The sequence below is a fragment of the Mucilaginibacter mallensis genome (assembly GCF_900105165.1).
Lineage (GTDB): Bacteria > Bacteroidota > Bacteroidia > Sphingobacteriales > Sphingobacteriaceae > Mucilaginibacter > Mucilaginibacter mallensis.
This window is the reverse complement of the sequence record NZ_LT629740.1, coordinates 5,150,701-5,175,861: the sequence shown is the minus strand read 5'-3', so window position 1 is coordinate 5,175,861 and position 25,161 is coordinate 5,150,701. Positions and strand designations below refer to the sequence as shown.

17 protein-coding genes and 1 tRNA gene are annotated in these 25,161 nt (G+C 42.1%); 10 read left to right on the top strand and 8 right to left on the bottom strand.

Annotated features, from left to right (window positions below):
- Positions 1 to 129: 129 nt before the first annotated feature.
- From recQ to BLU33_RS21085, 6 genes are all read right to left on the bottom strand, one after another.
- Positions 130 to 2,280, bottom strand: coding sequence for a DNA helicase RecQ (gene recQ, locus BLU33_RS21110; protein ID WP_091377907.1), 2,151 nt, complete (start codon positions 2,278 to 2,280; stop codon positions 130 to 132).
- A 279-nt stretch (positions 2,281 to 2,559) separates the two neighbouring features.
- The gene (locus tag BLU33_RS21105) at positions 2,560 to 2,880 is read right to left on the bottom strand and encodes a hypothetical protein (protein WP_091377905.1); all 321 of its coding nucleotides are present in this window, start codon (positions 2,878 to 2,880) and stop codon (positions 2,560 to 2,562) included.
- 160 nt (positions 2,881 to 3,040) lie between these two features.
- Positions 3,041 to 5,494 carry an outer membrane beta-barrel family protein gene (locus BLU33_RS21100; protein ID WP_091377902.1) on the bottom strand — a complete coding sequence of 818 codons (2,454 nt, stop codon included), beginning with the start codon at positions 5,492 to 5,494 and terminating at the stop codon, positions 3,041 to 3,043.
- A gap of 190 nt (positions 5,495 to 5,684) precedes the next feature.
- Positions 5,685 to 5,885, bottom strand: coding sequence for a hypothetical protein (locus tag BLU33_RS21095; RefSeq protein ID WP_091377899.1), 201 nt, complete (start codon positions 5,883 to 5,885; stop codon positions 5,685 to 5,687).
- Positions 5,885 to 7,606 (bottom strand): PspC domain-containing protein, encoded by a 1,722-nt coding sequence (locus BLU33_RS21090; RefSeq protein ID WP_091377895.1) that lies wholly within the window; start codon positions 7,604 to 7,606, stop codon positions 5,885 to 5,887. Before BLU33_RS21090 ends, BLU33_RS21095 begins: the two co-directional genes overlap by 1 nt.
- Before the next feature lie 57 nt (positions 7,607 to 7,663).
- Positions 7,664 to 8,044 carry a PadR family transcriptional regulator gene (locus BLU33_RS21085; RefSeq protein WP_091377892.1) on the bottom strand — a complete coding sequence of 127 codons (381 nt, stop codon included), beginning with the start codon at positions 8,042 to 8,044 and terminating at the stop codon, positions 7,664 to 7,666.
- A 173-nt stretch (positions 8,045 to 8,217) separates the two neighbouring features.
- On the opposite strand from BLU33_RS21085, the gene BLU33_RS21080 reads away from it, so the two are divergent.
- From BLU33_RS21080 to BLU33_RS21060, 5 genes are all read left to right on the top strand, one after another.
- Positions 8,218 to 11,478 (top strand): SusC/RagA family TonB-linked outer membrane protein, encoded by a 3,261-nt coding sequence (locus BLU33_RS21080; RefSeq protein ID WP_091377889.1) that lies wholly within the window; start codon positions 8,218 to 8,220, stop codon positions 11,476 to 11,478.
- A gap of 35 nt (positions 11,479 to 11,513) precedes the next feature.
- Positions 11,514 to 13,130 carry a SusD/RagB family nutrient-binding outer membrane lipoprotein gene (locus BLU33_RS21075; RefSeq protein WP_091377887.1) on the top strand — a complete coding sequence of 539 codons (1,617 nt, stop codon included), beginning with the start codon at positions 11,514 to 11,516 and terminating at the stop codon, positions 13,128 to 13,130.
- A gap of 34 nt (positions 13,131 to 13,164) precedes the next feature.
- A complete protein-coding gene (locus tag BLU33_RS21070) occupies positions 13,165 to 14,133 on the top strand; it encodes a DUF1735 domain-containing protein (protein WP_157682299.1) in 969 nt (322 codons plus the stop codon).
- 173 nt (positions 14,134 to 14,306) lie between these two features.
- Positions 14,307 to 15,323 carry a peptidase associated/transthyretin-like domain-containing protein gene (locus BLU33_RS21065; protein WP_157682297.1) on the top strand — a complete coding sequence of 339 codons (1,017 nt, stop codon included), beginning with the start codon at positions 14,307 to 14,309 and terminating at the stop codon, positions 15,321 to 15,323.
- Between the two features lie 160 nt (positions 15,324 to 15,483).
- Complete coding sequence (locus BLU33_RS21060) at positions 15,484 to 15,819, top strand: hypothetical protein (protein ID WP_091377880.1); 336 nt, start codon at positions 15,484 to 15,486, stop codon at positions 15,817 to 15,819.
- Between the two features lie 38 nt (positions 15,820 to 15,857).
- Here the strand turns inward: BLU33_RS21060 and BLU33_RS21055 are convergent, their stop codons facing one another.
- Together BLU33_RS21055 and BLU33_RS21050 are read right to left on the bottom strand one after the other, a co-directional pair.
- Entirely contained in the window at positions 15,858 to 16,265 is a 408-nt protein-coding gene (locus tag BLU33_RS21055; protein ID WP_091377877.1) for a DoxX family protein, read from the bottom strand.
- A 40-nt stretch (positions 16,266 to 16,305) separates the two neighbouring features.
- Positions 16,306 to 17,235: a S66 peptidase family protein gene (locus BLU33_RS21050; protein ID WP_091377874.1), complete on the bottom strand. Its 930-nt coding sequence runs from the start codon at positions 17,233 to 17,235 to the stop codon at positions 16,306 to 16,308.
- A gap of 124 nt (positions 17,236 to 17,359) precedes the next feature.
- Between BLU33_RS21050 and metG the strand changes: the two genes are divergently transcribed.
- From metG to BLU33_RS21025, 5 genes are all read left to right on the top strand, one after another.
- Entirely contained in the window at positions 17,360 to 19,426 is a 2,067-nt protein-coding gene (metG, locus tag BLU33_RS21045) for a methionine--tRNA ligase (RefSeq protein WP_091377871.1), read from the top strand.
- A 136-nt stretch (positions 19,427 to 19,562) separates the two neighbouring features.
- Positions 19,563 to 19,634, top strand: a tRNA-Arg gene (locus BLU33_RS21040).
- A gap of 522 nt (positions 19,635 to 20,156) precedes the next feature.
- Positions 20,157 to 20,930 (top strand): helix-turn-helix domain-containing protein, encoded by a 774-nt coding sequence (locus BLU33_RS21035; RefSeq protein ID WP_091380868.1) that lies wholly within the window; start codon positions 20,157 to 20,159, stop codon positions 20,928 to 20,930.
- A 43-nt stretch (positions 20,931 to 20,973) separates the two neighbouring features.
- Positions 20,974 to 22,524 carry a serine hydrolase domain-containing protein gene (locus BLU33_RS21030; RefSeq protein WP_091377870.1) on the top strand — a complete coding sequence of 517 codons (1,551 nt, stop codon included), beginning with the start codon at positions 20,974 to 20,976 and terminating at the stop codon, positions 22,522 to 22,524.
- Positions 22,525 to 22,690: 166 nt separating this feature from the next.
- Positions 22,691 to 25,126, top strand: coding sequence for an ABC transporter permease (locus BLU33_RS21025; protein ID WP_091377867.1), 2,436 nt, complete (start codon positions 22,691 to 22,693; stop codon positions 25,124 to 25,126).
- Positions 25,127 to 25,161 lie beyond the last annotated feature (35 nt).

The following is a 25,161-nucleotide window of genomic DNA, read 5'->3' as shown; positions in this document are numbered from 1 at the left end:
GTAAATTTCAACAAAACATTTTACTTTTTGATTTGTCATCTCGAACGATAGTGAGAGATCTTCTGCTATATGCAAAGCGAACTATACAGAGTGAAGAAGATTTCTCACTATCGTTCGAAATGACAGGTGTTATTGAGTTGACGAGCTTCCCTTCATCCACGCAATCACCGCCTTTATCTCTGTATAACTATAATCCTCGCCCAAAATTTCTTTTAATGGCGATAACTTCTCATCGCCATAGCTTTCCACCGTATCCTGTATCACCGTTAACTTATCCTTGGTCACAAATTCCGATACATCAATATCACCGGTCTGCACATAATAGGTGAGGTGGCTCTCCACTGTCATTGGCGATAGTTTTCTTTCCTGGGCTATCTCCGCAATGCTTTTACCTCCTTTAAATAAGGTAAGGCTTGCCCGCCTTGTATCGCTCGATCTTTCGGGTCTCGGCTTGCGCTCGCGTTTCTGCGCTTTCTGCTTTATTTTGGATGAGAGGCCTCGCATACTGCAATAGTTTTTTACAGGCGCCAGCATTTCACGGCCATAACGCGCCAGTTTTATATCACCAAAGCCGGAGATCATCCTTAGCTCATCCAGACTTTGTGGCAGGTAGGTGGCTATCTCCACTAAAGTAGCATCAGATAATATTACGTAGGCGGGCACATTTTCATGCATGGCTATATCTCGCCTTACATTCTTTAACTCAGTCAAAAGGTCAACCTCAAAAGGTAATGCTTCAACAGTGGTATGTTTTTCTTCAACAGTTTCAGCAGCAATGAATTCTACTTTTTGCAGTCCTTTTAATACCGCTTCACTTTGGTGCGTTAATTTCAGGACCGGATATTCACCACCGTCAACCTGTAGATAACCCATAGCGCTTAGTTCACGCAGGTAACGCTGCCAGTCGGGTTTGCTGATATCGGCACCTACGCCATAAGTTTTCAATTGCTTATGTTCTTCCCTTATCTTCTCACTTTTCGATCCCCGCAAAAAATCGATCACATAATTACTGCCGAATCTTTCTTTTAACCTGTATACCGCCGACAATGCCTTTTGGGCGATCAGCGTACCATCAAAGCGCTCAAATTCCGTTAAACACACATCACATGATCCGCAGGTAGCATCCGATTCTTCGTCAAAATACTTTAACAAAAAATGCCGCCTGCAGGTTTGCAGTTGGCAATAATTTACCATATCATCCAGCTTTTTAAGCATGATACGGCTTTGCTCTTCATTATCCTCAACCTTTGCAAAGCCTTTAAGCTTCATGGCATCGCCCGGCGAGTAATATAATATAGCATCAGACGGCAAACCATCTCTGCCCGCTCTGCCTGTTTCCTGGTAATAACCCTCAATGTTTTTAGGCAGATCCATGTGCACCACATAGCGCACATTTGATTTATTGATGCCCATGCCAAAAGCGATAGTCGCCACAATGATCTTTACGTCATCACGCAAAAAAGCTTCCTGGTTGCGTGCCTTGATGGCGTTATTCAGTCCGGCATGGTAAGCCTCGGCTGAGTAGCCTTCTTCCTTCAGATCAGCTGCTAATGCTTCCGTTGATTTACGCGACAAACAATATATAATGCCCGATTCCTCCTTGCGTTCCTCCAAAAAATCAAGTAGTTGGTTAAAGCTGTTCTTCTTAGGGGCAACCGTATAATTTATATTCTCCCGGTTAAAGGAGGATATAAATATGGCAGGGTTTTTAAGATTTAATTTTTCGAGGATATCCTTTTGGGTGAGCTTATCGGCTGTTGCTGTTAAGGCTATAACCGGGATATTCGGGAAATAATCCTTCAACCCTGCCAGCATCAAATACTCCGGCCTGAAATCATGCCCCCAATGAGAGATACAATGCGCCTCGTCAATAGCGATCTGTACAACCGGCAGCGATTTTAAAAACTCAACCAGCTTATTTTCTGATCCAAACAAACGCTCGGGAGCAAGGTATAATAACTTGATCTCATTGTTCCTGAGTTTGCCCATCAGCCTTTGCTGCTCATCGGGGTTTTGCGCCGAGTTGAGGAAAGCGGCAGGTATGCCGTTAACATTCAGGCTGTCAACCTGGTCCTTCATTAAAGCGATGAGCGGGGAGATAACGATGGTTAGCCCATCTAGCAAAACCGCGGGCAATTGGTAACATAATGATTTACCGCCACCCGTAGGCATCAGCGCCAAAACATCTTTCTTATCTAAAACATGCTGAATAATAGCCCCCTGCTGGTGCCTGAATTCGCTGTATCCGAAATATTTTTGCAGGGCCTGTATAGGTGTCATAGCTATGCAAATATATTATTAGTTTGCTGTTTGCAGATAGCAGTTTACATTTAAAACTTTTCTTTTAGCGTCATTGCTAGGAACAAAGCAATCCCCGACTGTACAGGGCGAATTTGCAAGCGTGAGTGTCGCGCGAAGCCGCTCATGGGCGCGGAGCCCTAGTTCTTTTGTCTTGACACAAAAGAACCAAAAAGTCAAGACAAAAAGATCCTTCCACCCACAGGCAAAACACCCAGGCCCGCGCTTTTTGTCAGGCCATTGCCCGCTTTTGATTACGTTTCAATTAAAGCCCTCTCCCTTGGAGAGGGTTGGGTGAGGTTCGTCAGTAGAACAGCTTCGGGTGAAATCAGGCAAAACAATGGTGGGCTTGTGCGTAATGGCAGGGCATAGCAGATTTTTACAGAAGCGCAAAGGCCAGGTGCGTAGCGAAAGCAGGGTAAAAATATAGCAGCCCAGGTTTTGCCTGATTTGCGGGGCAAAGGCCCTGTGCGGCAAAGAAGCATTTCTGCTGACTTGATTTTTTGCTACCTTTTGTATCAAGACAAAAGTAGTAGCCTCCGCGGCAATGAGCGGCTTCACATGATAAGTATACTCGCGCATAGAGGGTCTGCATAGTAGGGGATTGCTTTGTTCCTCGCAATGACGCTCGGTGAAAAACTCAATGACGCTTGGTGAGAACGCGCTCCGCCAACTCACCCCGACTACGTTTCACTTGTCGCCCCTCTCTCCGCTGCGCGCAAAGAGGGGAGGATAGGGATTTTTAATTTCCTCCTTTTACCCTTCCACTTTCATCCTCAGCACCAGTCCTGTGCTCACGGGCTTTTATTTTATCGTTACCAAAATTATAAGTAAGCGTTAAACGGGCTATGCGTGTTGTGCTTTTTTGGTGAATGCTGAAATCATCAGTCTGGTAATTGGCGCTTAAGTTATTGGTGCGGGTATTAAATATATCGCTGACAGCAAATTTTATGTTCAATTTTTTATTGTCAAACGAGTGGCTGATACCGGCATCGGTTGAGTAGCGTGGCCTTAAGTGGTAGATACCGTAGGTCATCGCCGATTGGTAATTAGAGTATAGTTCAGCCTTAAAACCTGCGAACGTAAATGTTTGCTGCAGCTTTAAGTTGTATGCAAGCTGCCCGGTATTCAGGTTGCCGCCAAACAATGAATCCGACTTGAATTTCATATCAAATAAATAGCCCTCGGCATTACCAGTCCACCATTTGGCAATAGTAAAAGGGGAGTTGATATCTATGCTATAAGAATCCTGTGTTTGCAGGTTAAGATTGGTTTGGTAGGTCGCTTTGCGGGCTACGTCTGTTAGTATTATTTCAGTTATAGCATCGGTAGTATGGGCGTAGTTTAAGCTTACATTAATGGTTTTATTGTAAGTGTAGTCCAGCTCAAAATTATTGGTGTATTGTGGCTTTAAGAATGGATTACCTTTTGAATAAGTATACTGATCCAGATAATAGATAAAAGGGTTCAGATCCTGGTAGCTTGGGCGGTCAATACGGCGGCTGTATGAAAAGCTTACCTCATTCTTATCAGAGAAGGTATGGTTCAGAAAAAAGCTTGGGAACAGATTGAAATATTTACGTTGTGCAACGGAATCTTCTGTAACCAGGTCGCCTCTTGAGCTGGTGTATTCGCCCCTTAAACCCAACTGTACCGATGTTTTTTTATAGGTTTTACTTAAAGTAAAGTAAGCGGCATCAATCTTTTCATCATAAACAAAACGATTGGTACGGGTAGTATCGTTAACATATTGACCATTTTGGAGTGTTTGCGCTTGAAGGTCGTTGTCAGTTTTTACATCGCTGAATTTCACACCTGTTTCCAGTTTCAGCGTTTTTGTAAGCGGTTTGGTATAATCCAGCTTGGCGGTTTTTATATTAATGGTTGATGGTGTTTGTTCCTGCAAATATTGTGTCGGATGTTGTTCAGTTCCATCGGGCAATAAAAATGTAGTATTATAATAATTAAGGCTGTTATTGGTAAACTTTGAATAATCAAGATCAACGCCAATTTCCTGGCCAAGCGTGTCGATTTTCCAACGGTCGTTTAAGTTTACCGCAAAGTTTTTGTACGACTGGTTGAATTTACCCGGCGTTTTCTGTAACGAATCGTTGGCGGCAGGAGTGGAGCCTATATGAGTATCATCTGTATTGTTATCCTGTTCGGTATTGGAATAACCATTTACAATAAAACCTAATGTATTGGTTGGCGAGGTATCATAATCAGCGCCGAAACGGTAATTGTTCCAGTGCGAATCACTCTTCATGTAATTGTACTGATTAAAATAGGTTGATTGGTTGTTGGCATCGGTGACGGTGCGCATGATATCCAGGTTGCGCCCCTGCTCGTAATCGCCATGGGTAAAGCTGCCGAATACGTTAAGGTTACCTTGTTTATGATTTAAGGTAAGGGTTGAGTTATCATTAGGATAAGCGCCAAAACCACCGGTAGTTATTATACTGCCGTTAGTACCCGATTGGCTATTCTTTTTCAGTTTTATGTTGATAATCCCCGAGTTACCGGCTGCATCGTATTTTGCTGATGGATTGGAGATAATTTCAATTGATTGGATGGTATTGCCATCTGTTGATTTTAACAGTGTCGCCAATTGTTGTGATGACAAATAAGTAAGCTTATCATTTATCATTACCGTAACGCCCTGTTTGCCTTTAAGGCTGATGTTGTCATCCTTATCAACAGTAACACCGGGCGCGCGTTCCAATATATCCATGGCGGTGTTCCCCGCGGCAAGTACACTACCGGCAACGTTCATTACCACCTTATCAGCCTGGTGCTCTATCAGTGGTTTTGCAGCTGTTATATTTACTGTACCTAAGGTGCGGTTGGCAGCGGCCAGCTTTAAAGCAGGAACGTTATGAGTTGCTGTGCCATCGTTAATGGCAAAGGACTGGCTCAATGCCTTTGTGTATCCCACAGCTTCGGCCTTAACTATGTAGCTGCCTGCTTTTATACGGTCGAAGGTGTATAGCCCGGCCTCGGTGCTTAACGTGCCCATAACAACGGTTGAGTCCTTGGTGCGTAATAAGCTCACTGAAGCATAATCCATGGGTGCGCCCTGGCTGTTTACCAATGAGCCGGATACTTTTGCGCCATTGGCAGTTTGTGCAAATGTTATAGCTGAGCAGCTTATGGTTAAAATAGCTGTAAAAAATATTTTATATATAGACGATTTCATGATGTGTTAAAATTTTGGCAATAGTTCTCCCATTAAAGTTTCTTCATCTTTTTAAAAGATAGATCGGGAAAATTGGAGCTTGCCGGTTATTAGCCGTTATTTATTATAGATAGTATAGTTGTTGTATATAATTCAGTTATTAAATTGTTGTTTGTGTATAAGATGCACAAACCAGGGGTAAGGTTACAATTTAATTTAAATTTTTTAACACCGGGAAGAGGTTTTTAAGGATGTGCTTGTAGAAGAAAGGGGTATTTGTTGTGTGTTTGTGTGGTTTTTCGGCAGTTGTTTTCAGGAATACGGTTTTTACCGGCGCTGTTATATTTATATAAAGCGGAATAATGAGCCCGCTGAATATCAGCAGGCTCAGGTATTTTATCAGGAGTTTCATTATTTATGTTTTAACACGCTATCGGCCTTGCGGGTCGAATCAATTTGGGCCTGTAGTTTTGCAATAGTTTTTGCGCTGGTTGCTTTACGGGCAGAGTCGATCTGTGTTTGTGTCTTCACAGTTACAACGGTATCAACCTTGCATTGCAGGCCATTATCCGTCATAATAAAGGCTGCTGAGCTTGCATTATACTGTTTGTTCAGGTTTTTGCAATCATTAACGCTAACATTATTAAGGTTGATGCGGTTATTCAGTTCCTGGTCAATTATAACCTTTGAATTTAAAGGCAGCTTTATGGTAATATCCAAATATTCTGCATGCCATGATGAATTAGGGCTTCTTCGTAGCTTGTCGTCAAGTTTTAAAACCGAATCTTCCTGGATGTATATGTATTTGGTGTCGCGTGCATTTAACAGCGCATTTTCATAATTATGTCCCTTTGCTGTAAATGACTCTATCATAACAGGCTGGCTGATGTCACTGCGCTCAATACTAACGCTGATGTTGCGCGGCTCCGGATCATCCTCAAAATCATTAGTCAGTATCATATTGCGAAAATTGTTTTTCACATCCAGGCGCAAACTGTCATCGCGTGTGAGGTATTTAACGTTATCAAGTTTTAAGTAATAAACATTGTTGGGCGTAGCTTTTAAATTTACGGTTTGTGTAAAGCTGGCTGATTCCCTGAAATTGGAACCTACCTTGGCAATATAAAATACCAGTACGCTCACAGCACATATCCAAACTACCAATATAGTAGTACCTGTTGATCGGCTGATGGATGCTGTATTGAACACCGCGCTTATCAACATTAATATAATTGTAAGCACAGGTATAAAGGCGGTTAAGAACGCTGCTATATATATCCTGTCTGCATGCTCATTTACCCATATCGACATTGGGAACATGCCATTGCCATGCCCGGCGCCAAAACCTAAAAATGCCACCAATGTTACCACTAAGGCTATAGCGCCTGCAAAAAACGCCAGCAATATTATAACACCCAGTATCTTAATTAAAATTTTACCTGCACCATTAAAAAATAAGCCCAGGTGATGCGCAAAATCTGTTATAAAATCGCGCAGTTTATATACAAACGGGCGGGCCTCCTGGCCTAAATTGTTCAGGTGATTACGTACAGAGCTTAACTCTTCTTCAAGGTTATTTTTAAAGCCTTGTAAGTTCAGCTTTTCGCCTTTCATGGCCATGCGGTCGGCGCGGGTTAATGCTTTGGGTATCACTATCCATAGTATTATATATAGTAGCAGGCCCGATCCGGCAAAAAAGAATGATAAGGCAAATGCCAGTCTTATCCACACCGGCTCAATGTTAAAGTAATTGGCTATACCTGCGCAAACGCCGCTCACCAGGTGATCGTCCGGATCGCGGAATAACCTGCGTTCGCCGGTAGCATAGGTGTTAGTGCTATTGGTATCGGTTTTGGCGTCCTCGTAAATTTCGTCAAACTCATCTACGGTACCCATTTGCTCAATAACCGATTGTACATCCTGCTCAACAACAACCTGCTTATTCTCATGCGTTAATATTTCAGAGAACATTTCGGCAAGGCGGTTTTCAATGTCAGTGGTGATCTCCAGGCTATCGGCCGAGTTAAGGAAATGACGCTTCACATTCGTCATATACTCCTTTAGTATTTCGTAGGCATCCTCTTCTATATGGAATACGGTGCCGTTTATATTTATGATGATAGTTTTATTCATGATTGATAATTATTTATCGGTTTAGTCTTGTTATGTTAATATGCCGTGTAAGGCTGGTTAAATTTCAGGCTGATTTTTCTCATTATTCGCTTCCGGCTCATCTGGTTTATTCCTGTTGCCTATTGCGGTATGAACGGCAAACTCCAGCTCCGTCCATGTCTTATCCAGCTGTTCCAAAACCTTTTTGCCCTCATCAGCAAGTATATAATACTTGCGTGGCGGCCCCGATGTCGATTCTACCCAATTATAAGTTAGCAGGCCATTATTTTTTAGGCGCGTTAATAAAGGATACAGAGTACCCTCAACTACAAGCAGTTGGGCTTTTTTAAGTTCAGCAATAATGTCTGACGCATAAGTTTCGCCCTTGGCTATTATGGAAAGTATGCAATATTCTAATATGCCTTTCCGCATTTGGGTTTGTGTATTTTCAACAATCATACTGCAAAGATATATGTTTAAAAATGTATTATGCAATACATAGTACTATATTTTTTAAGTTTTTTTATGCAAATGCTTTTATTTTTAAAAAAAAGTCTTTTTTCTTGACTATTTGAAAATCTAACATTACTTTTATAATTAATTAACTATTAACTGATCTTATTATTAACAAAATGAAAAAACTTCTACTAGTAAGTTTGTGTTTCCTGATGTTAAGTATTACACAGGTGTTCGCACAAAACCGTACAGTTACTGGTACGGTTACGGCCAAAGACGATGGCTTACCCATTCCGGGAGTAACAGTAAGGGTAAAAGGCTCAACTGGGGGTGTAGTCACCAACAGTGCGGGTAAATACTCAATCAGCGCACCAGCAGGTGCAACTCTTCAATTCAGCTTTATTGGTTACAATGCACTGGCAGTTGCCCCTAAAGGCGGTGTACAAAATGTGTCACTTGAACCTGCTAGTACCCAGTTGGGCGAGGTTGTGGTAACCGGTGCCTTGGGTGTTAAAAAAGAAGCTAAAGAGTTAGGTTACTCAGTGGCTACCATTTCAACGAAAGAGCTTACCCAGGCTAAAGTTACTGACGTAGCTACAGGCTTGGCTGGTAAGGTTTCTGGTTTACAGGTAAACCTGGCCGATAACGGTGTTGACCCGCAAGTACGCGTTGTATTACGTGGTAACAGGTCAATCACCGGTAATAACCAGGCTCTTATAGTTGTTGACGGTGTGCCAATAGATGATCCTAACTATTTGAACACGATCAACCCTGAAGACATTGAAAGTACAACTGTATTGAAAGGTGCAACCGCTGCCGCTATCTATGGTTCAAAAGCATCAAACGGTGTATTGATCATCACTACCAAGCATGGTTCAAAAGTTGCTCCATCAATTACCGTAAGTAATACTACTTATTTACAACAGCTTTCTTATTTGCCAAAATTACAAAACCAGTTTGGTGGTTATGGTGGTGAAGGCGGCTCGTATGTAAATGCTAACGGTACGGTTAACCCGGTTGGTTATGAGAACGAAGCATATGGCCCCGCATTTGACGGTCGTCAGCTTTTAATAGCATTATCACCTATTTTTGCTGCTGACGGTACTACTGTTACCGGTTATGATTCATTATACTCTCCTTATACTTACAAAAAGAACGCGGTAAAAGATTTCTTTAAAACAGGCTTACAAAACCAGTTCAATGTTTCATATTCAGCAGGTACCGACCACGGAACATTTTATTTAGGTTTCCAGGATGCTACAACTGATGGTATTGTTCCTGATGATCATTCAAGAAGAGATAACATTACTATTTCAGGTAACCAGGATTATGGTAATTTCCATGCTGATTACAAAGTTTCGTATGACCAAAACAATGTTAATGTAGCTGGTAACAGTTACAACCAGGCAACTACCTCAGGTGGTTTAGAATCTGCTGGTGTATTCTCAGGCAGGCCTTTATATTTTGAGATAATTAATACGCCTCCAAATATTCCGCTTGAAGATTTTAAAGATCCAACCAGCCAGTATGGTAATCCTAACTCATATTACAGTGCATACTCAACAAATCCTTACTGGACTATTGCTAACTCAAGAAGGAAGCGTGATACTTATGACCTGTTAGGTACATTAAACCTTGCTTACAAAATAACTCCATGGTTGTCAATTGCTGACAGGATTGGTATTACACAAACTACCGAGCAGTTTAAGTACACAAGAGCCGGTATCACATTTGCTCCATGGGCAATTGCCGATCCGCAAAGTGCAGGTAACGTTCCTTCATCTCAGGGATACCTTGCTCCATCAGAATTTGATGAGACATATTTTGAGCAAAGACTTAATAATGACCTTTATGCAACCTTTAACAAAAAATTTGGTGACTTTAGCGTAAACGGCTTAGTAGGTTATAACATGGAACAACGTTACCAAAGAGGTATCCAACTTCAAGGTGATGCCTTACAGTTCCCGAATGATTATAACATTGGCAGCGTACTTGGTGTGCCTGATTATGCTGAGTTTAGCTATACACAAAGAGATTACTCTTTTTATGAGCAGGCAACTGTTGGTTATAAAGATTTCTTATACTTAACCGGTACAAACCGCGATGAGTGGAACTCAGTATTAGCTGCAGGTCACGACCATTTTGAATATCCATCTGTAAACGCATCTTATATTTTCACAAACAATATAAAGGCGTTAAAGGATAACAAAGTATTAAGCTACGGTAAGTTAACCGCTGCTTACTCAAAGGTTGCCAACATCAACATTGGCGGTACCAACGGTAACCCTTATGGTGCTTACTCTTTAATTAACCCTTTTGTTCCGCCAACAGGATATCCTTATGGTTCAATTGGTGGTTATTCTCAATCAACGCTATATTTAAATCCAGATATTCAGCCTGAAAAAACAACTGAATATGAGTTTGGTACTGAGTTAGGATTTTTGGATGGCAGAATCAGTTTAAAAGCTGATTACTATCAAAGTAAAACCAGGAACGAAAGCTTAACTGCTGACGTATCTGCTGCAACAGGCTTTACTCAAAAATTAGTTAACGCCGGTTTGGTTACCAACACAGGTGAAGAGTTTGACCTGAACGTGATCGCCATAAAATCAAGATCAGTTACCTGGGATATCGGTGCTACTTATTCACATTATCATAACCTGATTAATCAGTTACCTGGTGGAGAAGTTCAGTTGAGCTCATTCTCTGATGGTGTAGGTGGTGGTATATATGCTATACAAGGTCAGTCATTCCCTGTTATTAAAACTAATGATTGGACAAGAGACCCTGCAACTGGTAAGGTTATTGTTGACCCTACAACAGGCCGCCCAACAGTTGACCCTACTGAAAAAACGTATGGAAATACAACCCCAACACAAATCTTAGGTTTAACCAACTCAATCAGCTATAAAAACTTCACATTCTCTTTCGTGCTTGATTACCGTGGTGGTTACTCTATCATGAATGATATCGGTGCTTACCTTAACTTTACAGGTATTGGTGCTCAATCAGCTGAAAATGGTCGTCAACGGTTTATATTCCCGAATTCAGTTGTATCTCAAGGTGGTAAATATGTTACAAACACAAGCGTAGCTGTTAACAACGGTGGCAACATCGCAGGTGATGGTTTCTGGCCATTAGTTTACGGTAGCAACTTAGGTAGTATTTATGTAACTAGCGCGGCTTTCTGGAAAGTAAGAGAGGCTAACCTTACTTACGACGTTCCAAAGAGCTTTTTAGCATCCAATTTGCCGTTTATTAAAAGAGCCAGTGTGAGCTTGATAGGAAGAAACTTATTAATGTTTACGCCTAAATCAAATATTTATACTGACCCTGAATTTAGTGAATCAGGTAATGGTAATGCGGTTGGTGCTACATCTGATGGCCAGTTGCCTCCTACCAGATTTTATGGAGCTAACTTAACAGTTACATTTTAATCGCCTGGTTTAACAGAATATTAAAAATTACGATTATGAAAAAAACTATAATATTACTTTTTATTACCTCGGTGTTTGCATCGGGTTGTAAAAAATATCTGGATGTTAACAATAACCCTAACCAGCCAACAGTGGTTACGCCAAACGTGGTGTTGTCCGCAGCCTTAACAGGTTCGGCAAACGCGATGGGTACAGATTTTCTGAACGTTAACAGATATATGGGTTACTGGTCACGTAGTGGTAACTATGTAAGCGACCCAATAAATGAGCAATATCAGTTCAATAATAGTATGACTGATAATGATTGGGCAACTGAATATACTACATTAAACAGATACCATTACATTGAAACTGCTGGTACTATTAACGGCCTGCCATTTTATGTGGGTGTTGCCAAAGTTATGGAAGCACTTCATTTTTCAAGGTTGGTTGATATTTATGGTAATGTGCCATACTCTCAGGCATTTAACCCTACAAAATATCAAACACCTAAATATGATGATGCAGCTACTATATATGGCGAACTGATCACTAAGCTTGATAGCGCGGTAACCGTTTTCCAGGCTGCAACTGCCTATTACAAAATAGCTCCGAAAACACAGATTACTACTGATGACCAGTATGACCTTATTTTTGGTCGCGGTGCGGGCGTTGCGCCGGCAACACGTATGACAGAGTGGATACAGTTTGCAAATACACTGAAATTGAGTTTATTGTTACATGAAAATGCCATAATCACTACTGCTTATCGCACAGCGGAGATCGCAAAAATTACCGCAAATGGCGCAGGTTATTTACCTGCGGGTTTAAGCGCTGCTGTTAACCCAGGCTATTCAAATACCAGCAATAAGCAAAATCCTTTTTATGCCATATTTGAAACACCAACAGCTGTAAACGTTCAGCAAGGTTATTTCCGTGCAAATACATACGCTATAAATTTTGGTATCAATACCGGTGATGAAAGGCAGAACTTCTTTTATGGAGCGCCTTACGCTAGTACAGGATTTCCAGAAGGTAACTATGATGGTGACCCTAAATCTAATTCCAATTCATCTACCTCGCAAATTAGTGGTGATGGTAATCAAGCTGCGTTTGGTGTTACAATAACTGGAGCCACAGGTACATTGAAAAGCTCTTTACAGGATCAATTAATACTTTCAGATTTTGAAAGCTTATTTATACAGGCTGAAGCTGCACAAAGAGGTTGGATAACAGGTGATGCTGGAACATTCTATAAGGAGGCTGTTGAGCAAAACTTTGTATACCTGAATGCTCAATTATTCGAGGGAAGCCCGATTGCAGAAGCAGATTATTATTTACAAGGAACACACAATGCAAACCCTGGGCTAATTGGTAGTGTAAATGATGATACCTATTCTTATTTTCCGGGTTCAAGCAATCCTTTAGGTGTTATTCTAACACAAAAGTGGGCTGCACTAAACAGTATTAACTGGGTTGAAGCATGGACAGGTTACCGCCGCAGTGGTTACCCTGTAAAATCAATACTTGATATATCGCATGCTACAACACACGTACAAAACGCGATACCTACCAGGTACCTGTATCCTCAATCAGAACTAAACACCAATGCGGCTAATGTGCCGGTTATAACCGCACCTGCGCAGTATGGCAAAATTTTCTGGGATAAATAATTAAACGATGATTCACTCATTAAAGAAAAAGAAAATGAAAAGAAATAAATTTTTTAAAACGGGAGGATTTCACCTTGCATTAATTATGCTGGTTGCATCGTTTTCCCTTACATCTTGCCTAAAGGATAATGGGCCAGGATCTGTAAATTTTGGAGACAGTCCCGCGTTGGTAGGTTTCCAGTATGCTGGTATTGGCCCAGTACCTATGGTTACCAAAATATTGGGTAAATCAACAGATGCTTCTGATATAGAAGTAACATTATCAGTAGCTTCTTTAACGTTAAAAACACCAGTTACAGTTAATGTTGTTCCTGATCCTGCTGGGTTTAATACTTATAAAACCAATGTTGATACAAATGCTGTTCTATTACCAAGTACCCAATATGCTTTAGCTAATGGCGGTAAGGTAACTATTTCACCAGGGCAGCAAATAGTAAAATTGCATATAACTTTTACAGGTGATCAGATTAATTTTAATAATGATAACACTTTAGCTTTCAAGCTTCAGGATGCATCAGGCGCAACTATTGCCAGCAACTTATCAGAGATCATTCTGAAAATTTTATTGAAGAGTATTTATGAAGGTGCTTATACCAACAACGGTACTTTCTTTGATACTGGTGGTGCAATTACCCAGGGTGTTTATCCTGAAAAGATCGAATTGCTGACAGTTAGCAAATATGTGGTTGACTTTTATGATATCAGCGCTAACGTTGGTTACGGTCACCCTATATATTTAGGCGGCGCAAGCTACTTTGGTTCTTTCTCGCCAGAGTTTACAATTGACCCAACAACCAGTAAAGTAACCGGAGTTACTAACTATTATGGTCAAAACTCGGGAGCTCACTCCAGGTCAGCAGTATTGGACCCTACAGGTATTAATGCAACAAGCGGAACACCGGGTACTGTTGGATTTAAAATTTCGGTAAAATACATCATGGTTCAGGCCGGTACACCACGTGTTACATTTACGGAGGTATATACCTTTACAAATCCAATATAATCGTATAATACTTTTAATTAAAAAAGCCGCTCAAATACTTGAGCGGCTTTTTTGGGTTTAATTTTTTGTGATAATAATTATTCCCGATTTTTATATAAAAAAATTAGACTTTGCTGACGATAAAAATTTGCTAAATAATAATGAAATATTATCTTAGAGCTAAATATATATTTATGAAAAAAATATTTTCAATACTGCTTTTAGTAGTATCAATAGCCCAATTTGCAACAGCGCAAACTATTACAGTAACAGGTACCGTAAAAAATAATCTTGGCGATATACTGCATTATGCATTTGTGCAGGATAAACAACTTAAATATGCCACCTATACCGATTCATTAGGTAATTTTAGCGTTAGTGCCGGCCCTCAATCAAAGCTTGCCATTAGCTGCTATGGTTATAAGGATACCCTTGTAAATGTTGATAATAGTGCTCATTTTGATATTGTACTTTATCCAAAATCTGGTGAAGCTATTGCATCAACCCCAACAGTAGCTGCCGGCGGTACTGAGATGAGCAAACGAGCAAGTTTGGAGGAAGCATTTAGCCCAAGTACAAATAATGCTAATGGTGCTGGTTATAATCTTACGGCTGGTGCAACATTCCCGTCGTTTAGCCATAAGGACGCTACTGAAGGTAGCCGGTATTTGTTATCTGCATGGTCGCACGGATATGTGGTAAATGCGCAGGATTCCATCATTCAAAATCATACATTCTACTTTAATTATGATAAAATGGGAGGTGGCTTATTATTATCGCAGGATAAAAAATCAGCAATTGAAGTTGATAAAGGACTTGTAAAATCATTCACGTTAGTTGACGGGGCAAATGTATCATATACTTTTGAACGCATGCCTGATGTTGACCCAACCCATTATGTACAGATCCTGTCAACAGGCAAAAAATACAAGATATTCAGAACAGTAAAAACTAAGTTTGTAAAGGCTGATTACACCACAAACGGTATAGCTAGCACAGGCAATAACTATGATTCATACCAGGATAGCTACGAATATTATGTATTAGACCTGCACAATAACAGCCGCCAAAAACTTGATTTAAAAAAGAAATCGATAAAAGCCGATTTTGCTGCGGACGCCGATAAAGTAAATAAATTTCTAACAGATCATTCAGATGATACTATCGACGAAACTTATTTAGCTAGCTTAGGCTCATACATGAACGAATAATTCATTTAAAGCTTTACGAAGAAATGGCTTGCAGAAATATCTGCAGGCCATTTTTGTTTACAGCCTAAGTTTTAATTAAAAAATGCAACAATTGTGGAAAGTTTCCTTGATTAACTAATGGCTTAAACCTATCTTTAGTTAAACTTAAAAACCAATCCATATGAAAAATGTATTATTATCCTTAATTGCGGTTTTAATAATGACCGTATTATTTTCTTTTAGGAGCAATTCCCCTGTTCTTATAAAAAATAGAAGCACGAAATTTAAAGGGTCACCTGAAGAATTAGGTGATTTTCAATTAAAAGGCGTAGACTATGCTGTATATGGTGATCCAACTGATGGTATTACCTCGATAACATTTTTAGGTGGACCTGCAGTATATTCATTTTCCGGAACCTGGAGTGCCGGGGGCGGAGGCAGATCGGTGAATGTTACTTTTGAACCAACCAGTGGAGTAGGTCCTTATTCATATAATGGTCCAATTGTATATTATTGAAAATTATAAAGGGGCATCCCAATTAAGGGAATGCTCCTTTATTTCTTATCCACACTATATTTCCCCGGCCCTACAAACAACAGGCCAGCAAACATGATGCAATCCTCAATTGCATGTGCTGCTTCGCCTAAGCCACCGCCGGTACGTAAATGAAATAATGCCGCTACAATCAAATTTATCACCAGTAGTATGCACACTGGCCTAAACTGTAGGCCAATGATCAATAAAAACCCGCCAAAGGTATCAACAGCCGCAGCCAAAAAGCCCCATACTACCGGCCAAAAATGGATACCCACATATTTCATAGCAGCTCCAACACCTTCCCATGATTTTACCCCACCCATCAACATAGGGAAGCCATGGTAAATGAACATAATGCCCAAGCCAATGCGAATAATTAATAAGCCAAAGTTTTTGTAGTTACCTAATTTACTGAAAAGTGCCATGCTGCTGATTAGAGATTGATTTTAGTAATTTGTTTTTTTATTATAGATATTTTATTTCTACGTGTTCATTTTTTACTGATAGGCTGAGCATCCTGCCCAAAATAAGGCTATGGTTGTCGGGTATATGCCCGGCAGGGAAATCAAAGCATACGGGGTAATCGTACTCCTTTACAACATCCATAATAATTTCGGCTATGGTTTGCCCAAAGGGGATGTCGTTATCTTTGATCTCGGTAAAGCCGCCTACTATCAGGCCTGCCAGGTTTTTAAGCTTACCGGCGCGGTCAAGCGTGCGGATCATGCGGTCAACACTGTATAAATACTCGCCTACGTCCTCAATAAATAAGATTTTCCCGCTATAATCCATGTCGGATACAGAACCTGCCACAGCCGCTAATAAGGACAAATTTCCTCCAATTAAGACGCCCTTAGCATTGCCGCTCCGGTTATCGTTATGCGAATTAAAATGATAGCTGATATTCTCGCCAAACAAAGCCTTTCGCAATGTTTCCAATGATTTCGCGGATGCATCCTGAATATTTACCGGCATTTGGCCGTGGATGCTTTGAGTATTATAGTTGCTATATAAATGCGCGTGTAATATAGTGATATCGCTAAAACCCACTACCCACTTAGGGTGCTCAGCAAAGCGAGTAAAATCAACCTTGTCAATCATGCGGATTGTGCCATATCCGCCACGTGCTGCTATAATGGCTTTGATGCTGTCATCATCAATAAATTTTTGCATATCCCTGGCCCGCAGCTCATCGTCGCCTGCAAATTGGTGATAGGATGCCTCAACGGTTTCACCCAAAATAACCTCCAGCTCCCATGATTGCAGCAGGCTGATGGCATCCGCCATAGGATGAGGCAGTTTTTTTGCAGGGCAGGTAATGGCTATCTTGTCGCCCTTTTTTAGGTAGGGAGGCACTAGTCCGGAAGTAGTCTGAACTGCGGTTTTGTCAATCATCAACAATAAAAATAAAAAAACTTTCTTAGTTAGCTCCACTTTCAGTCTTTCCGTCTTGCCGACTTCCGGTCTTTCTAACTTAAATAAATTATCTTTGCCAAATTATTAATAAGGATGCATATTAATGTCACAACTTAATAAATTTAAACGATACACGATTACCTCGGCTCTGCCTTACGCTAATGGGCCATTACATATTGGGCACTTAGCGGGGGCATATATACCCGGTGATATTTTTGTGCGCTACCTGCGCCTTAAAAAGCAGGATGTAGTGTATGTATGCGGCTCTGATGAACATGGCGCTGCCATCACAATAAAGGCTAAAAAAGAAAATACCACACCGCAGGCTATCATTGATAAATACAACGCCCAGATAAAGACCAGTTTTGAGGAGTTCGGGATCTCTTTTGATATCTATCACCGTACCTCATCAGCTATTCATCACGACCTATCGCAGGAGTTTTTCCTGAACTTGTATGAGAAGGGTGAGTTTGTTGAGAAATACTCAGAGCAATATTATGATGAGGATTACGGGCAGTTTTTGGCCGACCGCTACATTGTAGGTACTTGCCCTAACTGTGGTTATGAGCATGCCTACGGCGATCAATGCGAGAACTGCGGCACTTCATTGAACCCTACCGACCTGATCAGCCCGATATCAACACTGAGCGGTAAAGCGCCTATTTTAAAGCTCACCAAGCACTGGTATTTGCCGCTGGATAAATATCAGCCATGGCTGGAGAAATGGATTGATGAGAAGGATGGCGAGTGGAAAGTGAATGTATTTGGACAGTGCAAATCATGGCTGAAATCGGGCCTGCAACCCCGCTCCATGACCCGCGACCTTGACTGGGGTATTGATGTACCCCTAGAGGAAGCCAAAGGCAAGAAATTGTATGTTTGGATGGATGCGCCTATCGGCTATATATCAGCCACCAAACAATGGGCCATTGATAATAATAAAGATTGGAAGCTATACTGGAAAAAGCAGGAGAACGAAGCGGATGAATCATGCCTGATCCACTTTATTGGTAAGGATAACATTGTGTTCCACTGCATAATTTTCCCGGCTATACTAAAAGCGCATGGCGAATACATTTTGCCACAGAATGTACCTGCTAATGAGTTCCTGAACCTGGAAGGGGAGAAGCTATCCACGTCACGTAACCACGCTGTGTGGCTGCATGAATATTTGGAAGAGTTCCCCGGCAAACAGGATGAATTACGTTATGTACTGACATCAATACTGCCCGAAACCAGCGACAGTGAGTTTACCTGGAAAGATTACCAGGCGCGCGTAAACAATGAGTTAGTAGCCATTTTAGGCAACTTTGTGAACCGCGTAATGATACTGATGCACAAGTTTTACGAAGGTAAAGTTGAAAGCAGCAGCGATGTAATTACATTAAACGATAACATTCTGAATGCGCAGATCGGCGAATTTTATGACGAGCTGGAGCGCAATTTAGAAAGCTATAAATTTAGGGCTTCCCTGCAAAACGTAATGGACATTGCCCGCTTAGGCAATAAATACCTTACCGAAAAAGAGCCCTGGAAAACCATCAAGACCAACCCCGATGATGCTAAGGAAGCATTGCATAACTGTTTGTTTATAATAGCACATTTAGCAACCTGTTTGCAGCCGTTTTTACCGGGCACAGCCAAAAAGATATTCGGTATGCTGAATGTTGAGGCGCTTGATTTTGGTGCGGATATTAAACTTGCAAACGGTCACCAGTTAAATCCTTCAGCTTTATTGTTTGCGAAGGTGGAGGATGAGGTGATAGGTCAGCAGATACAAAAACTGGCGGATAAAAAACAGGCCTCGGCCGCTGCAAAGCAACTGGCACTGGTGCCGACCAAAGAAAATATCGACTTTGATACGTTCGCTGCTTTGGACATCCGCACCGGCACTATTTTAACTGCCGAAAAGGTAGCCAAAACCAAAAAGCTGCTGAAACTTACTATTGATACCGGTATTGATCAACGTACAGTTGTGTCAGGCATAGCTGAATTTTATGAGCCGGAGGCCATTATTGGGCAGCAGGTGAGCATACTGGTAAACCTGGAACCGCGCGAAATAAAGGGCATACTATCACAAGGGATGATACTAATGGCCGAGACTGCCGATGGCAAACTCAGCTTGGTATCGCCGGTTGATGCCTTGCACAATGGCTCGGTAGTACGGTAATTTTGATGTTTTAGGATGTGCAGATTTGCGTATATGCAGATGTGCAAATGTTTTTGACTAACTCAAGGATAATTTGCACCTTTGCACTTCTATAATTTGCAGATCTGTATATACGCAAATCTGCACATTAAAAAAAGGTCCCGTAGTTCAACGGATAGAATAGGAGTTTCCTAAACTCTAGATATGAGTTCGATTCTCGTCGGGACCACAAAAAAGTTCGGTAGTACCCAATATTACTGAACTTTTTTATTAAATTATTTTATACGGTGAAATTCTGTAGTAATGGCCTAAAGTCTCGTGATTATAGCTGATGTAAGCCTTTGAAACCTAGCAGCAGGAGCGCCTTTTTATAATTTTCGCCAATCCGGATTTCATACTTCCCAATAAATACCCTGTTGACCTTGATATGTAATAGGACGCAATGTCACCTGGAGCCCCCCTATGAATTCCTGACCCGTGTCAATGAGATAACGCTGGATAAAGCGGTATTAGACAAGGTTTACCAGGACTATATCGGGAAGCAATTATATCTATCTGAGAGAATTGCCCTTCATTAGCGCTGAATACAGCCAAAACCGGGGCAACAAAAAAACTGGATCACATCATGTCCCAAAATGGTAGGCTATTTTGACGAGGAAGTTAAGAAAGTAGGAAAGAAAGTTTATTAACCCTTTAAGATGAGAATATTTTCCTTTTGTAACTTATTTGTGGTTCACATTGTCTTATGGTTATGAGGCAACTGAAAACGGGCGAGTTTTTTGGAGAGACTGATCAAACTTTAAAGCTGGATGGCCTGATATTGACCGATACCGTTTATACCCATTCATATGTCGACTGGCATTATCATGAACAAGCTTATTTTACCTTTATTTTGCAAGGCTCTGTGCTGGAGGGTAACCGCAAAGACGTCTTTCATTGTTCGCCTGGAAGCTTACTGTACCACCATCACCAGGAGCCCCATTACAATATCAAACCCGAGGGATTCACGCGTGGTTTTCATCTGGAGCTAGAGCCGGCCTGGTTCAGCCGGTTTGACTTGCATAGTCCGGAGGGCAGCTTGAATATCAAAAGTCCCGATGTAAAGATCCTATTGTACAAAATGTTCCAGGAAATGAAGCTGAATGACGGCTTTAGCAGCTTATCCATCGAGTGTTTACTACTGCGTTCATTTGGCAAGGACGAAGGCAAACCCCAATGGATGCCGCGGTTAAAAGAAATCCTTTACGAGGAGGCAATCATATCACTGGATTATTTGTCAAAAGAATTAGAGCTTCATCCGGTGCATATCTCCAGGATGTTCGCGAAATACTTTAACTGTACACTGGGCGAATATTTAAGAAAATTAAAGGTCGAACGTTCCATGAAGCTATTGCCGGATGCGGAATTATCCATAACAGAGATCGCCTTCAATTGCGGCTTTGCGGATCAGAGCCATTTTATCCGCTGCTTCCGGTCCCTTTTTGGCACTACGCCTTCGGTATACCGCAAATTGTTCGCATGTTAATCCTGTTCTATTTTATCAAACTTTTCCTTTTTACCTTTGCTGCATGAAAAGAATTTACACCCTAATTTTATTAATATATACCTTCCAATCCTTCGGACAGACCAAGGATACGATTACGTTAAGCAAAACTGACCTCACAGATACCACTGCTTTTGATATGCAGATAAAAATGGAAAAACCGCTGACGGCATATTTACAAGCCCTGGCCCCGGCCATGGCTCTGGACGGATTGGTCAGCAAAGGGAACTTCCAGTTTGTCTTTTATGTGGACGGGAAGCTGCTCTATACCGAAAACTTAAATGCAGGCGCCGGAACGCCGGAACAAAAAAAGACCAGGACCAGCTTTCGCGTCCCATTGGTTTCCAATACGAATGAAGATTCCTGGGGAAGGTTCCTCTGGATGCGTTTCACGCTTCGGGGCGGCGGCGAGGCTGCACTCACAGAAGGAAAACATGATTTCAGGATTGAAATGCGCCCCTACCTTCGTCTGGATTCCGTGATTACCGGCCCGCTGATCGCATCCGCGCACACGAAACTAAACATCATTAAGCCAGCCATTACAGATGCGCAGACCGCCATACAGCAGATCGGTGCCGGAAGCGGCTGGCCGGTTTCGGATGAAAAATATGACCAGGGGCTCATCAAACAAATGAACCGGGAGATCCTGCACCATGATTTTAAAAAGATCACCAGTATCGTCGTGATCAAAAATGGGAAACTTTTACTGGAGGAATACTTTAACGGTGCTGACCGTGCAACTTTGCACGATACCCGCTCGGCAAGCAAATCCTATACCTCGGCCCTGATAGGGATAGCCATTAAAGATCATTATATAAAAAACGAGGATCAAACCCTGAAGGACTTTTATGGCTTGAAAACTTATGCTAACTATTCCGCTAAAAAGGATAGCGTCAAGCTCCGGGACCTGCTAACTATGAGTTCGGCCTTTAACGGCTCCGACCAGAACCAGGACTCGCCAGGTAACGAGGAAAATATGTACCCGACCGATAATTGGGTCAAGTTCGCGCTGGACCTGCCGATGGACAGCGCCAAAATCAACGGCAAGCAATGGGATTACTTTACTGCGGGGGTCGTTTTGCTGGGGGATATCCTGAACAAGGCGGTACCCGGGGGCCTTGAAAAATTCGCCGACCAAAATCTATTTAAACCAATGGGTATCGCTAAATACCAGTGGGAATATACGCCGCAAAAAGTCGTTAATACCGCAGGCGGGTTACAAATGACCGCTTTGGATAATGCAAAATTTGGCCAGCTTTATAAAAACGGGGGGTCTTGGGAGGGTAAACAATTACTTCCGGCTCAATGGGTGGCCAGATCGCTCAGCAGGCAATTGCCGATCCCGGATAAAGACAATGAATATTACGGTTACCTGTTCTGGGATAAAACTTACACAATTGCCGGCAAGAGCTACGAAACCTGGTATTGTGCCGGTAATGGCGGCAGCAAGGTCTATATTTTCAAGGACCTGGCGCTGGTTGTTGTCGTTACAGCAACGGCCTATAATATGCCTTATGCGCATCCGCAGGTCGACCGCTTAATGAACAATTATTTGCTCCCGGCAGTGATCAAATAGCTATATTTTAGTGATTCATAAGCGGACGCCTATCGTTCGTTTTCGATACAATACGAAAGTTTTTTTGATTGCATATTACTGATATTCAATAAATTAAATATTGGCACCAAATTTACCCGTTATTTAGGCCGGTGTTTATTTAGGCCATTCACTTAAAGCGATCCAAATGTTCAAGAACTATTTTAAAACCGCCTGGCGCATCCTTTGGCGCAATAAAATTTATACTTCAATTAATATCCTTGGACTGGCTTTAGGGATATGTGCTTGTATTGCCATTTACCTGATCTCCGGTTACGAACTGAGTTTTGATACTTTCCATCCGGACAAGGATCGCATCTTCCGTGTAATGACCACCTCCCATTTTGCTGCCGGCGATCAGGATGTCATGAGTAAAGTGCCCTATTCTTCGGTGGCTGCTGTACGCAGGGAACTTCCAGGTGTGGAAGCGATCTCCGCGATCTATATGTATTCCGCAAAAGTAAGTGTGCCTGATGTGAATAAGCAAGCCAAAAACTTTGACAGTTCCATCGACGGTGCCTATTATCCGGGTACAGTCGTGGCAGAGCCGCAATATTTCAAAATATTTAGTTACCGCTGGCTTGCCGGAAACCAGGAAACTGCTTTGAACCAGCCTTACAAAGTAGTGCTTACCCTGAGCCGGGCACAAAAGTATTTCGGCAATGTTGATCCGGGAAGCTTGCTTGGCCGGGAAATTGTTTATGACGATTCGCTCCGTGTTCAGATTTCGGGAATTGTTGAAGACTGGAAGAAAAATACAGATTTCGCTTTTACCGACTTTATCTCTTACAGCACTGTTCAAAACAGTTTCTTAAAAAAAGCTTTTGCAGATGACTGGAACCATATGTCCACCCAGGCTTTTGTTAAATTGGCTCCGGGTACAGGCCCGGACAAGATCAATGCCGGGTTTGCCGCTATCGTTAAAGCCTATGCACCAAAAAACCCGGATGTCAAACTTAACCTGTGGCTGGAAGCCATTACCAAAGTGCATTTTGATGCGGATGTTGTGGAAAATCCGATTCGTACCGCTGACCTTCCCATTGTATATGGAATGATCGGTACTGCTGTATTCATCCTGCTGCTGGCCCTGGTCAACTTCGTCAACCTGGCCACAGCCCAATCCATTCAGCGGACCCGGGAAATGGGGGTCAGGAAAATCATGGGGAGCAGCAAGACAGGTATCATGCTGCAGTTCCTGATAGAAACATTCCTGGTGACTTTTTTTGCCCTGATCCTTGCCCTGTTATTGGTTAACCCTGTACTTTCTGCCTTTAAGGCATTTATCCCCCAGGGGGTCACCTTCAGGTTACTCGAAACCAATACCCTGCTTTTCATATTGTCGATAACGCTGATCACTTGCTTATTTGCGGGCCTGTACCCGGCAAGGACTTTAGCGGTTTACTCGCCCGCGCTGAGCCTGAGAGGAACGGGAACCCCTGGTGGTGGACATTGGTGGCTGAGAAAAGGACTAATTGTTTTCCAGTTCACCCTTTCGCTGGTTTTTATTGTCGGCAGCCTGGTCGTCCATCAGCAATTAAGCTATACCCGTGGCAAAGCGCTGGGTTTCAATACCGATGCCATTGTTATATTGCCAACCAGCCGCAAGGCTCCTGTAAAACAAATGAATGTACTGGCGCAGCAACTGAAACAGATCCCTGGCGTCAGCATGGTAGCCAGTGAACAATACACGCCTATGGACGGCAGGGATGGCAACATCGCGCTGAAATTGAATGGGATAAACGGAACGGAAACCCGCATACCTGAATTGTCGGGAGATGAGCATTATTTGTCCCTGTATGGTATGAAGCTGCTTGCCGGACGAAACCTTTTACCGGCAGACAGCTTAAAGGAGTATGTTATCAATGAAACCTTTTTGCACTTGCTTGGGCTTCGTGAACCACGGGAAGCTATCGGCAAAATGCTGCTTTATCAAAACAAGCCGTACCCTATTGTGGGTGTAGTTGCCGACTTTCATGAAAAGTCCTTTCACGAAACCATCAAGCCGGTTTGCATCGTGAATATTCCAAAGATGCAGCAGGATCTTACCGTTAAGTTGGCAGCCAGTGGCAAACAGGCTGCTGCGCTGAAGGTAACCCTGGCGCAGATAGAAAAATCATGGAAGGCTATGTATCCGGGAGAGGTGTTTGACTTTCGGTTTTTTGATGAATCGATAGCGCTTTTGTATGAAAAGGATTACCGGACAGCAAAACTGATTAACGCAGCAACATTCATCGTTATCTTTATTTCCTGCATTGGGTTATTTGGACTGACCATATTCACTACCAAAAGAAGAACGGCTGAGATCGGCATAAGGAAAGTACTTGGCGCAAGCGTAACTAATATTACCCTGATGCTCTCCAAAGATTTCGTCGTCCTGGTGCTGGCGGCATTGGTAGTCGCCTCTCCCGTCGCCTGGTATTTGATGGATCGTTGGCTGCAAAATTTTGTTTACCGCATTGCGATAAGCTGGTGGATGTTTGCTTTATCGGGTATCGTGGCAGTTGTTATTGCCTTATTGACCATTAGCTTCCAGTCGATCAAGGCTGCCATGATGAACCCTGTTAAAAGTTTGAGAAGTGAGTGATCGGCGGTAAACAGAATGAGCATAACAATAGTTTG